The organism is Mesorhizobium sp. B2-8-3 (assembly GCF_006440815.1).
Taxonomy (GTDB): Bacteria; Pseudomonadota; Alphaproteobacteria; order Rhizobiales; family Rhizobiaceae; genus Mesorhizobium.
Genome location: NZ_VFTW01000015.1, coordinates 40606 through 53613, shown reverse-complemented (window position 1 = coordinate 53613; position 13008 = coordinate 40606). Strand labels below are relative to the sequence as shown.

Here is a 13008-nt window from a genome sequence, read left to right as displayed (position 1 = left end):
GGCCCTCATTTGCGAATTGAAGCGACGACCGCCGGGTCGAAGGCTACAGGATTTTCGCCAGAAAGCTCTTTGTACGGTTCCTCTGCGGATCCGAGAAAATTGCTTTCGGCGCTCCCTCCTCGACGATCATGCCGTCATCCATGAAGATCACACGGTGCCCAACCTCCCGGGCAAAACCCATCTCATGGGTGACCACGACCATCGTCATGCCCTCAACGGCGAGGGTCTTCATGACCTGAAGCACCTCGCCCACCATTTCGGGATCGAGCGCGGAGGTCGGCTCGTCGAAGAGCATGACGTTCGGTCCCATCGCCAGCGAGCGCGCGATTGCCACGCGCTGCTGCTGGCCGCCGGAAAGCTCGTCCGGATAATTCGCTTCCTTGCCGACGAGACCGACCTTGGCCAGCAATTCGCGCGCGACCCTGTTGGCCTCCTCGGTCGGGATCTTCTTGACCTTGCGCGGCCCGATCGTGACATTCTCCAGAATGGTCAGGTGCTTGAACAGGTTGAACTGCTGAAACACCATGCCGACATGCTGACGTAGTTGGTGGATGTTTGTCTTCGGGTCGGTCAACATCATGCCGGCGATTTCGATCTCGCCGCTGGTTGCCGCCTCCAAGCCGTTCAGGCAGCGCAGAAAAGTGCTCTTGCCGCTTCCCGAGGGACCGATGACGACGACGACCTCCTTTTCCTCCACATGAGTGGTTATCCCCTTGAGGATCTCGTTGTGGCCAAAGGACTTGTGAAGGTCCTTAACGTTTATCAACTTGAAGCCTCCTCTCCAGGTAGGACGAGAACTTCGACAGCGAGAAGATGAGGACGAAATAGAGGGCGGCAATCAGCCCCCAGATCGCAAAGGACGCAAAGGTCTCGGCAATCACGATCTCGCCCTTGTAGACCAGCTCGGCGATGCCGACCGGCGCCAGCAGCGAGGTGTCCTTGATCGTCTGGGCAGCCTGGTTGACCAGCGGCGGGATCATCCGCTTGAACGCCTGGGGCAGAACGATATAGCGCATCGTCTGAAAGCCGTTCATGGCGATGGACTGCGCGGCCTCCTTCTGGCCCCGGTCGACGCCGAGAATGCCCGCGCGGATGATCTCGGTGACATAGGCGCCCTCGTTCAGGCTGAGCGTGAAGGCGGCGGCGAGGATGGGATAAGTCAGCTGTCCGAACCACTGGTTGACGGGCAGGATCGCCGGCAGTCCAAGCACGATGAAGAAGAGTTGCACCAGCAGCGGCGTGGACCGGAATATCTCGACATAGCCGGTGGCGATCCAGCGCAGCGGCGCAACCGTCGACAGGCGCATCAGCGCCGCGCACAGGCCGATCACCACCATCAGGATGATGGCGACGATCGAATACTGGATGGTAAGCCGCAGGCCGTCGAGGATGACGGGTAGGTTTTGCCAGATGGGGCCCATGAACCGTGCCTTGGATCGCTATTCCCGCCCGCTTCGTCAGAGGACACGCATGGCACGGCTGGCGCCATGCGTGTCGACTTGCCGGAGGAACGCTGAAGGGATCTGCCGTTTGGATGATCCGAACGGCCTCAGCCCGAAATCGCGACGGAAGCCGGTTTCTGAACCTCGTTGACGACACCACTGGTATCGCCTCCGAAATATTTCTCGAAAAGCTTCTGGTATTCGCCGCTCTGCTTGATCTTGGCGAGGCCGGCATTGATCTTCTCGACAAGCTCCGGCTTTTGCTTGCTGATGGCGATGCCGTAATATTCGCCAGTCAGCAGCGGGCCCACGGTCTCGACGTTGTCGTGGCCGGCCTTGAAGTTGACGTTGACAGGATTGTCGAAGATGACCGCGTCGGCCCCGCCGGTTTCGAGCGCCTGATAGGCTGCATCGATGCTCTGGAACTGCTTCACATAGTCTGGCGCGAAGCCATGACCGGTCAGGTAGTCGACCGACGAGGTTGCCTTCTTGGTCGCGACCACGTGGCCCTTGAGATCGTCGAAGCCCTTGATGCCGGAGTCTTTCTTCACCAGCACCGAAAGGCCGGATTTGTAATAGGCGTCGCTGAAATCGACGTTCTGCATGCGGCTGGTCTTGATCGTTATTCCGGCAACCGCGGCGTCGATCGAGCCGGCCTGCAGACTCGGGATGATCCCGTTGAACGGCAGTGTTTTCAGGCTGACCGTCATGTCCTCGGCCTTGGCGATCGCCTTGATCATGTCGATGTCGAAGCCCGTGACTTCGCCATTCGTCTCGGTCTCGAATGGCGGGAAGGTCGTGTCGGCACCGACCACGATGTTGGTTGCCGCGCTCTGCGCGGCCGCCATGGGCGTTGCGCCGAATGAAAATACGAGGCCGGAAACCAACGACGTTGCCAGCATGATAAGCGACTTGTTGTTCACAGATATCTCCTTTCGGCGGGCGTTCGTCTGCTGAAGGCGTCGACGATCAGGAGTGGTGCGCAATGCATGAACTCGGAGCCCGTACGGTGCATCTGGATCGGGCCGCGCCCAAGTCAAGGTTGCCGCGGTTGCGGTTCCTCAGGAAGAGCCGCGGCCGGCGGATTTCATGCGCGGCCAGGTCTCGCGACCGGTTATGCCAGAGCCTGCGGTAGAAGTGGGGCGAGCGCGTCGACCCCCGCCATCGGAGCTTCCTATGGCACCATCGGATTCTTCCGTTTCCGCTTCGCGCAGCGGCCTGCCAAACCCTGTCCAGGCAAAGGAAAGGCATGGACATGGACAAGCAGAGAATCCTGATCGTCGGCGGCAGCTCGGGCATGGGGCTGGCGCTCGCCAAGCGCTGTCTCGAGGAAGGAGCCGGCGTCATCATCGCCGGGCGCGGGCAAGCGAAGCTGAGCGCGGCGCGGGAAGAACTCGGCCAGCCGGGCACGCTCGAGACAGCCGTGGTCGATATAAGCCGCGAGGACGGGGTCGCAGCGCTTTTCGAGCGCATCGGCAGGCTCGACCATATCGTCAGCACCGCCGCCGCCATCGAAGGCGCCTACCGGCTGTTGCCGGAGATCGAGCTTTCGGCCGCGCAGCGGGTGGTCGAAAGCAAATTTTACGGGCCGCTGCTTCTCGCCAAGCATGGCGCGCCGAAGCTGCCGCCGACAGGTTCGCTCACCTTCGTCTCCGGCATCGCGGCCTATCGGCCGGCGGCTCGCGGCTCGGTGGTCGCAGCCGTCAACGCGGCGCTGGAAGGGCTGGTAAGAGCGCTGGCTGTGGAACTCGCGCCGATCCGCGTCAACGCCGTGTCGCCCGGCTGGGTCGATACGCCGATATGGGAGTTTGTCGTGGGCGACAGGAAGGCGCAGACGCTGGCCGCCATGGCGGAGCGATTACCCGCGGGGCGGGTCGGAAGGCCCGACGACATCGCCGACGCAATCCGCTTCCTGATCGGCAATGGCTTTACGACGGGAGAGACGCTGCATGTCGAGGGCGGGCACCGCCTGGTTTGACCGGGACGAAGCCCTCCCCTAGAGCGGTCAGCAACGCTTTCAACGCCGGCGGCTGGACGCGGCGGCGGCGCCAGATCATCACCACGTCCGCCGAGCGGACCGAGCCGGGCCAGCCGAGCTCGGCCACCTCGCCGCGATCGATCGCGGCGACAACAGCGAGCCGCGGCACAAGGCCAAAGCCGGCGCCGGCCGCCACCAGCCCGGCTATGGCGTCGATGCTGCCGGCTTCGGCGGCCAGCCTTGGCTTGCCAAGACCTGCCTCGGCAAACGCCTTGTCGACCATGGCGCGGTAGACGCAGCCGGTCTCGGTGGCGACGAAAGGCTTTTCGGCCAGCGCCGCCAGATCGACATCCGCACGGTTGTCGCCGGGAGGCGCGATCAGCGCCAGCGGCTCGACCGCAACGGCGCGCCTGGCAAGGCGCGGTTCCGGCTCACCAGCATCGGGTCGCTCGAAGCAGAAAGCGACGTCGATCTCGCCGTCACCCAGCCGGCGCAGCAACTCGCCGCTGCCGGCGATCCGGAGCTTGATATCGATGCCGGGATGGTCGGCGCGGAAACCAGCAAGCCATGGCGCCAGCCTTGCCGCGGCGATCGTCTCCAGCGCGCCGATCGACAGGCTGCCGGCCGCCTCGGCGCTGGTGGCATCGATGGCGGCGCGGGCGTCGTCGGCAAGCGCCAGCAGGTCCTCGGCATAGGGTTTCAGCGTTTCGCCCGCCGGCGTCAGGGTGAGGCCCTGTCGCGAACGGGTGAAGAGGCTGGCGCCAAGCTCGGCCTCCAGCGCCTGGATCTGATCGCTGACGCTCGACTGGGCGAGATTGAGCTCCCGCGCCGCACGCGTGACGTTGCGGGTGCGCGCGACCGCGAGGAAGGTCTTCAGCAGCCGGGGATGCATCGGCGCTTCAAGCCTACTGCAGCTGCGGTTTCTTCAGGAAGGAATTGCGGTCGGCGGATTTGACGCGCAGCCAGGTCTCGCGGCCGTCGCGCACGACGCGCAGTGGAATTTCCGCGCCGGCCGGGTTCTGCCAGAGTTTTCTGTAGAAATCGGCCAGACCGTCGACTTCGCCGTCGCGCACGTCGGAGATGATATCGCCCTGGCGCAGGCCGGCCTGGGCGGCCGGGCCACCTTCGGCCACGCTCATCACCACCACCATGCCGTTCGACTCGGCCGAGAAGGCGCCAAGCCACGGACGCGGCGCCTTGGCCGCCTGGCCGCGCTTGATGAGATCGTCCAGAATCGGCGTCAGAAGATCGATCGGCACGACCATGTTGATGTCGGCCACCTCGCCGGCGCGGCTCATCTGCAGGCGCAGCGATCCGACGCCGAGCAGCTTGCCGTCGCGATCGAACAGCGCGGCCCCGCCCCAGGACGGGTGGGCGGGCGCAATGAAGATCGCCTCGTCGATCAGATACTCCCAGTAGCCGGCGAATTCCTGCTTGGTGACGATGTGAGCGTCGACCTGCTGGCCGATGCCGTCGGCGAGCGTCACGGCATCGCCGATATTGGTCTTCCTGGCATTGCCGAACTGCACAGCCGGAAGGTTGAGCGGCGACAGCGCCTGAACAAGGCCGAAGCCGGTTTCCTGGTCATAGGCAAGCGCGTGCGCGGCGACCACGCGGCCGTCCTGGTCGGTCAGCCACACTTCCTCGGCCTCGGTGATGAGATAGCCGATGGTGAGCACCAGACCATTGTCGCGGATCACCACGCCGCTGCCTTCGCGGCGCGTGCCCAGCGCATTGGCGGTGAAAGCGTCGTCCGGCACCGTGGCGCGCACGGCAACGACGGAGCGCGAAATTTTCTCGATGGTCATCGATCCATCCTGCATTGCGGGTCTTTGCCTATAAGTATGGCCGAAGGAGCGCGGCGCAAGGGCGGATTTCCCCCTTGCCCCTCGTGGGAGAGGGTTTCGCCGAAGGCGACTGATGAGGGGGCTCCAGAGAGCACAGACGCCACCCTCCGCTGGAACACCCCTCACCCGTCTCGGCGCCGCGCGCCGATCCAACTTCTTCACAAGGGGAGAAGGGAAAGGCACTGGCACAAGCGCTAGTTCAACGAAGATTGAACTTTTTTCTTTGACGCGCGCGGAACCGCACCTAAGTCTAACGGCATCCGCGGCGGACTTCCCGCCGCTTACGAAACACAGGGCCGCCAACATGGACGAATACACCCCACCGAAAGTCTGGACCTGGAACAAGCCCAATGGTGGTCAGTTCGCCTCGATCAACCGGCCGATCGCAGGCCCGACGCATGAGAAGGAACTGCCGGTCGGCAAGCACCCGCTGCAGCTCTATTCACTGGCCACGCCCAACGGCCAGAAGGTTACGATCATGCTGGAGGAGTTGCTGGCGCTCGGCCACAAGGGCGCAGAGTATGATGCCTGGCTGATCAAGATCGGCGACGGCGACCAGTTCGGCAGCGGATTCGTCGGGGTCAACCCGAACTCGAAGATCCCGGCGCTGATGGACCGCAGCGAGCCGAAGCCGGTGCGCGTGTTCGAATCCGGCTCGATCCTCACCTATCTCGCCGAAAAATTCGGCGCGTTCCTGCCGACCGAGCGCGCGGCGCGCGCGGAAACCTTCTCGTGGCTGTTCTGGCAGATGGGCTCGGCGCCCTATCTCGGCGGCGGCTTCGGCCATTTCTACGCCTATGCGCCGCACAAGATCGAATATGCGATCGACCGCTTCGCCATGGAGACCAAGCGGCAGATGGACGTGCTCGACCGCCGCCTGGCCGAGAGCGAGTATCTTGCCGGCCCCAACTACACCATCGCCGACATGGCGGTGTGGCCCTGGTATGGCGGGCTGGCCAAGGGCCGCAGCTACAACGACGCCGCGCAGTTCCTCTCGGTGCATGAATACAAGAACGTGCAGCGCTGGGCCGACGCGATCGACGCCAGGCCGGCGGTAAGCCGCGGCCGCATGGTCAACCGCATGTCCGGCGATCCGGCCTTCCAGCTGCGCGAGCGCCACGACGCCAGCGACTTCGAGACGAAGACGCAGGATAAGCTGGAGGCGGCGGAGTGAAGCGCTGAAGCTGCTGATCTTCCGCCTCGTGGGGGAGATTGGCTGTCACCAGCGCCCCGCTACCTCCCGAATGTATACGTCACACTCGCCACGCCGAGCGCGGAGCTCTTGGCGGCGACCGAGACCATGTCCGGTAACGGATTGTCCGGCGTACGCAGCGTCTTTTCGCCCAGCGCATAGAGCGTGAAGACATAGTGATGCTGGCCGCTGCCCGGCGGCGGGCATGGGCCGAAATAGCCGGCGCGGCCGACGCCGCCCTTGCCGAGCACCGCCCCCTTGGGCATGCGCTTGCCGCCCTGCGCGCCGGCGCCTTCTTTCAGACCCTTGGCGCTCGCCGGGATGTTCCAAGCCAGCCAGTGCCAGAAACCCTTGCCGCCATTGGCGTCGGTGTCGAACATGGTCAGCGCGTAACTCTTGGTGCCGGCGGGCGGATCCTTCCAGGCAAGGGCGATCGAGATGCTTTGCCCACCGCAGCCGGGCTTGTCGCCGAGATATTTCGCGTCCCATTTGCCGCCCGAAACCGACGGGCTGGAGATCTCGAAGGCCGCCGCATGGCCGGCGGAGGCGACAAGGACAAGCATGGTGAAGCCGAGACGCAAGGTTGTCATTTGATCCTCCCTGGAGAACGCAGCGTAGCGGAAAAGCGGCCCGAAAAAGGGCAAGCTGCCGCGACCGCCTGCCTGGACAACAAAAAAGCCCCGCCGGTGGAGGCCGTCGGGGCTCTTCGTTCGGACCATGGAGGTGGGACCCCAAGGTCGGGTCGATCCAGGGGGTGTTGGATCGGTCGCGACACTAGCCGAGGAATCGGTCGCGCGGACAATCACGGCTGCGCACTACCAATCACGCCTGCGCGAGAATGAGGTGATAGCCGGCTTACCCCCGCAGCAGCTTCGCCAGTCTCGGCACGCCTTCGTTCACCGCGCGGTCGTCGGCAAGGGTGAACGACATGCGCAGCGTGTTGCGGCCGGTGCCGTCGGCGTAGAAGGCGTTGCCCGGCACGAAGGCGACGCGCGCCTCCTTGACCGAGCGCGCCAAAAGTTCGGCGGCGTCAGCGCCGTCCGGCAGCGTCAGCCAGACGAACATGCCGCCGTCCGGGCGGCTCCAGGAAATACCGTCGGGCATGTTGGCTTCCAGCGCGGAAAGCAGCGCGTCCCGGCGCTTGCGGTAGGCGCCGATCAGCTTGTCCACCTGGGCGTCGAAGATGGTCTCGGCGACCCGGTGCATGACGATCTGGTTGATCGAGGGGCTGTGCAGGTCGGATGCCTGCTTCATCAGCACCAGCTTTTCCACGACATGGCGCGGGGCGCAGACCCAGCCGACGCGCATGCCGGGCGACAGTATCTTCGAAAACGAGCCGCAATAGAGCGTGCGCGCATGATCGATGCCGCCGGAGCGGGCGCAGTCGAGCGCCAGGATCGGCGGCACGCCTTCGCCGTCATAGCGCAGCGCGCGGTAGGCCGCGTCCTCGATGACGGCGATGTCGAGCTCGCCGGCGAGGTCGAGCACCGCCTCACGCTGCTTGGCGTCCAGCGTGTTGCCGGTCGGATTGGCGAAATCCGGCACCAGATAGGCGAACTTCACCTTGCCACCCCCTTTCGAAAAAACAGAGGGGGCGGCCGCCGCGGCGCGATAAGTCTCCGGCGTCATGTTGCCGCCGGCTGTGTTCAGCCGGTCGTAACGCGGCTCATAGGCGTTGAAGGCTTGCAGCGCGCCGAGATAGGTCGGCCAGGTGACAAGCGCCGTGTCGCCGGGCGACAGGAACAGCTTGCCGAGATAGTCGAGCGCCTGCTGCGAGCCGGAGGTGATGAAGATGTTGCCCTCGTCGCACGGGACACCGAGCTTGCCCATTTCACCGGCCAGCCATTTGCGCAGCGGCAGGAAACCTTCGCTGACCTGGTACTGCAGCGCGGCCCCGGCCTCCTTGCCGCCCAGCACCGCCCGGTAGGCATCGGCGATGGCTTCGGCCGGAAACAGCGACGGGTCGGGAATGCCGCCGGCGAAGGAGATGATGTCCGGCTGGTCGAGCAGCTTCAACAGCTCGCGGATTTCCGAGGCCTTCATGCGCGAGGAGCGCGAGGCCAGAAGGTTCAACAGGGTCAAGGCGCACCTCCCGCAGTGCTTATTTAGGTCAGCTTGGTTGACCTATTATCAGGCCGCGCCTTTCGCGTGAATACACAAAACGACAATGGCGCATCGTCCGGGCGACATTTGGTCCACAAAATTTGTGCGACGCTAATGGAAAGCCATTGCGCGATCGGCCGGCCGGGCGCACGATCACGGCCAAAGAACCGGAAGCCGAGAGAAAATCAATCCGGACCAAGGGGGACGCGCGTGACACTCGAAGTCATCGGGGCCGGTTTCGGCCGCACCGGCACGTGGTCGACTTTCGCCGCGCTGAACCGGCTGGGCTTTCCGAGCTACCATATGCAGGAAGTCATCATCAACAAGGCCAACAAGGGCCACCTCGACTTCTGGCGCAAGGTGGCGAACAGCCCGCCGGGCAGCCAGCACGACTGGAACCGGGTCTTTTCCAACTACCGGGCGACCGTCGACAATCCGGGCTGCTGCGTGTGGCGCGAGCTGATGGCCGCTTATCCCGACGCTAAAGTGCTGTTGACGCTGCATCCGCGCGGAGGCGAAGCCTGGTATGACAGCACAATCGACACGATCTACTTCACCGAGAACGTCTGGCAATTCAAAGTGCTGGAATGGCTCACACCCTTCGGCCGCAAGTTCGGCGATATGTCGCGCAAGCTGATCTGGGGCCGAACGCTGAAGGGCGTGATGAACGACCGTGATAAGGCGGTGGCGCGCTACAATTCCTATATCGAGGAGGTGAAGGCGGCGGTGCCGCCGGAGAAGCTTTTGGTGTTCAAGGTCAGCGACGGCTGGGCGCCGCTCTGCGATTTCCTCGGGGTCGCGCTGCCCAACGAGCCCTTCCCCAATCTCAACGACCGCGCCAGCATCAAGAAGATCATCAACGAGATGATCATGGGATCCTATCTGATGCTTGCCGGCGTTGCGGTCCTGATCGCGCTGGCGGTCGGCGGTTTATGGTGGTGGCTGGGATAGCAACCCCTATCCGTCCGCCAGTGCCCGCAGGCGGCCGCGATCAGAACGGCAACCGGATCTCGTCGAGGTGGTTCGACTGTTCCGGCCAGCCAATGTCCTTTTGGACCTCCGCCGGCAGTTCGTTCAGCTGACGCGTCGTGCGGCGGCGCTTGCTGGCCTGCTCGAAGGCGGCGCGGATTCGGTTAAGACTTTTGAACATGGAAACCTCCATAGATCAGCGGCGGAAAACCGGTGCCGCCTCTTCCCGGTGCCGCTTTTGCGATGCGTCTGTAACCGGTGGATTGCGCGCGAACGGTGAAATGCTTCACGAAACCGGAGGGGCTTGAAACATATGCATGCAAACTAATTTGTGGGATCGACCATGCGGCGGCGCGCCAGTCGCCGGACTGCGTGCCTGCAATGTCGGACGCTTGGTCTTATCGCCCGATGTGCCGATACATGTCCAGCCGAAAGGGAGGCGCGCTTTACTCCGGCGCCTGCGCATCCGATCCGGCCTGCTGCGCGGTCTGCGCCGAGAGCCGTCCTTTGCGGACTAACGTCGGTTTTGCGTATTCTTTCTTCATGGCGAAGTCCCCAACCTGCACGGAAACGTGCGGCATCCGAATAGACGTTGTCAAGCGAAGGCCCGCCTTCCAGGAGACGACGTCCTACGCCGCCACCTTCCCGCCTCGCGCCACTTCCCTGCCCGCGCGATAGACGGTGCGCTCCTTCGGCACAGCCACCACCGCTTCCGGGACATGCTCTGCCTTCAGCGCAACGAAATCCGCCTTGGCGCCGACGGCGATGTTGTAGCCCTCGAGCCCGAGCGCCTTGGCGCCGGCATGGCTCACCACGTCGTAAGCGGCTTCCAGTTCCCAGTCCTCGTAGAAGCCGGAGCGGTAGCCGATCATGTTGGCGCGGTTGAGCATGTCGCCATCGCCATAGGGCCACCACGAATCGCGGATGTTGTCGGAGCCGGCGAAGACCGTGACGCCCGCCTTGCACAGCGCGGCCACCGGCGGGAAAGGATGATCGCCGGGCGCGTTGGTCATGATGGCGACGCCGGCGGCAGCGATCCGCTCGCCGGCTCCGGCCAACGCATCGGCGGAGATGTCGCCCAGCCCGTAGGCGTGGCTGACGGCGACTTTTCCCTGCATGCCCAGTGCCGCGGTCCGGGCGACTATTTCCTCGATCTCGAACAGGCCAAGCGTGCCGCGGTCATGCAGGTGGATGTCGACGCCGGCGCCGTGCTTTTCGGCAAGGCCGAAGACGACATCGAGATGGCCTTTCACATCGCGGTCGAAGCTTGCCGGGTCGAGCCCGCCGATCAGGTCGCAGCCGAGCTTGAGCGCCTCGTCGAGCAGTTCTACCGTGCCTGGCGAGGACAGAATGCCGCTCTGCGGGAAGGCGACGAGCTGGATGTCGATCAGGTCGCGGTATTTCTCCCGCACGCCAAGGATCGTCTCGACATGCTTCAGCCCGACCGCGGCGTCGACCATGACATGGCTGCGCATGGTAAGGCTGCCATTGCCGACGCAGAGCTCGAGCTGGCTTTTCGCGCGCTCTTCCATCGGCGCGGCCTGCTCGAGATTGCGCATCTGGAAGGCGACCCGCTCGCGCACGTCAAAACCATTGGTGCAGGGAATGTGCGGGCGCCAGGCATCGCCATAGAAGGAGGTGTCGAGATGGATATGACCCTCGACGAAAGCCGGCAGCACGAGTTGGCCGGCGAGATCGATGGCGCCAGCCGGCGGCGTTGTCGCATTGGCTGCAGGCACGATGACGCTGAAACGGCCGCCGGCGACGGCGAGGTCAGCAACCGTGCCGTCGGCAAGCCTGGCGTTGAGAAAATGAGTCTGGTCCACGATGCAATCCATTGAAAAGGAAGCCTCAGTCGTCGCCGGTCGGGCGGACCAGGTCAATGCGGATCGAGGGAGAAAGTGTTTCGCCTTCGCCTTCTCCCCCTTGTGGGCCCCCTTGTGGGAGAAGGCGGATCGGCGCGCAGCGCCGAGACGGTTGCTGGAAGGAATGAGGCGCCGGTGAGGGCCGCACGGCCACGGCTGAGCAAGCGATATCGCCAAGCTGGAACACTCCTCATCCGTCCGAGCTTCGCTCGGCCACCTTCTCCTAAAAAAGGGAACCTAAAAGAGGAGAGGGGAAGAGCCGCCATATACCGTTTTCGCGGAAGTTTCAGCGGGCGGCAAATGTGCCATGGTGCAGTCTGCGGTATGAGGCCGCCGTGGTCGACGCGGACGCCCAAGCACATCCCCAACAATGCGCCCCCAACGGCCGCGTCGACCATGAACGGAAATGGCAACGGCGACCTTGCCGCTTTTTTTGACCGGCCCCGCTTTTGGTCAGCCTTGCGTGCCGGCGTATTCGGCGACCAGCGGCTCATATTCCTCGAAGGACGGCAGCGCTTGGTAGCTGTGCGCGGCCGATGTCGTCGCCCAGGGCAATTTCTCACTGGTCCAGGTCTCGATGAAGGGCGCGAACCAGGCATGCTCGTCGAGCATGGTCGGGCGCAGGCTGACGAACCAGTCGATCCCTTCCGGTCGGGTGAACATCCAGGTCATGCAATAGCCGCAGAAATAGTGTTTCGATGCGCCATGCAGGCCGCCGACCGCCGGCTCGCCCTTGGTCACCTCGAAACCTTCCGAGGGGATTGCCGCGCTCAGCGAATAGGCGCTGGACGACATCGACTGGCAGCCGGTGCAATGGCAGGCCATGGTGAGCAGCGGCTTTGCCGAAATCTTCAGGCGCACGCGGCCGCAGCGGCAGCCGCCTTCAGCGGGAAGATCGAGGGTGGGCAAGATAGGCTCCTTGGGTTGGGTTATTCCTTCTCGCCTTGCGGGAGAAGGTGTCGCCGAAGGCGACGGATAGGGGTGCTCCACAAGGGGAGAAGGAAGAAAGCGCTCAACTCCCAACCAGCTCCGCCGTGGTCGTCATCCGCGCGCCCTGCCCCTCGAAGGCCTCGTTGTGGCGAGCGATGATATCGGGCGCCTTCTCCTTCAGTGAATCCAGCGTCGAATGCGCGTCGGAGACCACGGTGACCCCAAGCCCCTCGGCGAAGGCTCCCTTCACGGTAGCGGCGACGCAGAAATCGGTCTGGGCGCCAAGAAGCACGACGTCGTCAGCACCCTGCCCCGCCACCCATTCGGCGAGGTCTGGGTTGGAGAAGGCGTTGCCGACGCTTTTGCCGAAGGTCGGTTCGTCGGCGGCCTGGCCGAGCAGCGGCCATACCGGCCAGCCGGAAGCGCCCGGCGCCAGCGGGTCGCCCTCCGGCCCGTCATGGCGGATGAACGCCACCTTGCGGCCGGAACGCCGCGCCCAGTCGATCAGCCTGCGGGCGCGCTCGGCGATCGTGTCGGCGTCGTGGATCGGCGGCTCGAAACGGCCGTCGAACATGTTGGTCTGCAGATCGATGACGATCAGCGGCGCAGCGGCGGAGGGGGCGGTCTCTGGCATGGCGGCGAAGATAGCGTGGGTGGGGGATGGGTCAAGAACAAGACAGGG

Annotated in this window: 14 protein-coding genes; 3 read left to right on the top strand and 11 right to left on the bottom strand. The window is 64.3% G+C overall.

Translation table 11 applies throughout. The features are described 5' to 3' along the window. Positions 1 to 43: 43 nt before the first annotated feature. The 3 genes from FJ418_RS20725 to FJ418_RS20715 form a co-directional block, all read right to left on the bottom strand. The gene (locus FJ418_RS20725) at positions 44 to 766 is read right to left on the bottom strand and encodes an amino acid ABC transporter ATP-binding protein (protein ID WP_140868796.1); all 723 of its coding nucleotides are present in this window, start codon (positions 764 to 766) and stop codon (positions 44 to 46) included. After that, positions 753 to 1421 carry an amino acid ABC transporter permease gene (locus tag FJ418_RS20720; RefSeq protein ID WP_140645502.1) on the bottom strand — a complete coding sequence of 223 codons (669 nt, stop codon included), beginning with the start codon at positions 1419 to 1421 and terminating at the stop codon, positions 753 to 755. The genes FJ418_RS20725 and FJ418_RS20720 overlap by 14 nt, the downstream gene beginning before the upstream one ends. A gap of 128 nt (positions 1422 to 1549) precedes the next feature. After that, a complete protein-coding gene (locus FJ418_RS20715; RefSeq protein ID WP_210239383.1) occupies positions 1550 to 2365 on the bottom strand; it encodes a basic amino acid ABC transporter substrate-binding protein in 816 nt (271 codons plus the stop codon). A gap of 326 nt (positions 2366 to 2691) precedes the next feature. On the opposite strand from FJ418_RS20715, the gene FJ418_RS20710 reads away from it, so the two are divergent. Then, positions 2692 to 3420: an SDR family oxidoreductase gene (locus FJ418_RS20710; protein WP_140868794.1), complete on the top strand. Its 729-nt coding sequence runs from the start codon at positions 2692 to 2694 to the stop codon at positions 3418 to 3420. Here FJ418_RS20710 and FJ418_RS20705 read toward each other — a convergent pair. Next, a complete protein-coding gene (locus FJ418_RS20705; RefSeq protein WP_140868792.1) occupies positions 3371 to 4312 on the bottom strand; it encodes a LysR family transcriptional regulator in 942 nt (313 codons plus the stop codon). The two genes, FJ418_RS20710 and FJ418_RS20705, sit on opposite strands and share 50 nt — an antisense overlap. 13 nt (positions 4313 to 4325) lie before the next feature. Then, positions 4326 to 5228 carry a S1C family serine protease gene (locus FJ418_RS20700; RefSeq protein WP_140645499.1) on the bottom strand — a complete coding sequence of 301 codons (903 nt, stop codon included), beginning with the start codon at positions 5226 to 5228 and terminating at the stop codon, positions 4326 to 4328. A 343-nt stretch (positions 5229 to 5571) separates the two neighbouring features. On the opposite strand from FJ418_RS20700, the gene yghU reads away from it, so the two are divergent. Next, positions 5572 to 6441, top strand: coding sequence for a glutathione-dependent disulfide-bond oxidoreductase (gene yghU / locus FJ418_RS20695; protein ID WP_140868791.1), 870 nt, complete (start codon positions 5572 to 5574; stop codon positions 6439 to 6441). A 59-nt stretch (positions 6442 to 6500) separates the two neighbouring features. Here yghU and FJ418_RS20690 read toward each other — a convergent pair whose 3' ends face one another. Then, on the bottom strand, positions 6501 to 7049 hold the full coding sequence (locus tag FJ418_RS20690) for a YbhB/YbcL family Raf kinase inhibitor-like protein (RefSeq protein WP_181167013.1): 549 nt from the start codon (positions 7047 to 7049) through the stop codon (positions 6501 to 6503). Positions 7050 to 7314: 265 nt separating this feature from the next. Beyond that, positions 7315 to 8502, bottom strand: coding sequence for a PLP-dependent aminotransferase family protein (locus tag FJ418_RS20685; protein ID WP_181167028.1), 1188 nt, complete (start codon positions 8500 to 8502; stop codon positions 7315 to 7317). 270 nt (positions 8503 to 8772) lie between these two features. Between FJ418_RS20685 and FJ418_RS20680 the strand changes: the two genes are divergently transcribed. Continuing rightward, a complete protein-coding gene (locus FJ418_RS20680; RefSeq protein ID WP_140868785.1) occupies positions 8773 to 9513 on the top strand; it encodes a sulfotransferase family protein in 741 nt (246 codons plus the stop codon). Between the two features lie 40 nt (positions 9514 to 9553). On the opposite strand, the gene FJ418_RS31985 is transcribed toward FJ418_RS20680, so the two are convergent. From FJ418_RS31985 to FJ418_RS20655, 4 genes are all read right to left on the bottom strand, one after another. After that, on the bottom strand, positions 9554 to 9712 hold the full coding sequence (locus FJ418_RS31985) for a hypothetical protein (protein WP_181167012.1): 159 nt from the start codon (positions 9710 to 9712) through the stop codon (positions 9554 to 9556). Between the two features lie 448 nt (positions 9713 to 10160). Beyond that, the gene (locus FJ418_RS20670; protein WP_140868783.1) at positions 10161 to 11369 is read right to left on the bottom strand and encodes an amidohydrolase family protein; all 1209 of its coding nucleotides are present in this window, start codon (positions 11367 to 11369) and stop codon (positions 10161 to 10163) included. A gap of 480 nt (positions 11370 to 11849) precedes the next feature. After that, entirely contained in the window at positions 11850 to 12305 is a 456-nt protein-coding gene (locus FJ418_RS20660) for a GFA family protein (RefSeq protein ID WP_140868779.1), read from the bottom strand. Between the two features lie 103 nt (positions 12306 to 12408). Continuing rightward, positions 12409 to 12960, bottom strand: coding sequence for an isochorismatase family protein (locus FJ418_RS20655; protein WP_140645491.1), 552 nt, complete (start codon positions 12958 to 12960; stop codon positions 12409 to 12411). Positions 12961 to 13008 lie beyond the last annotated feature (48 nt).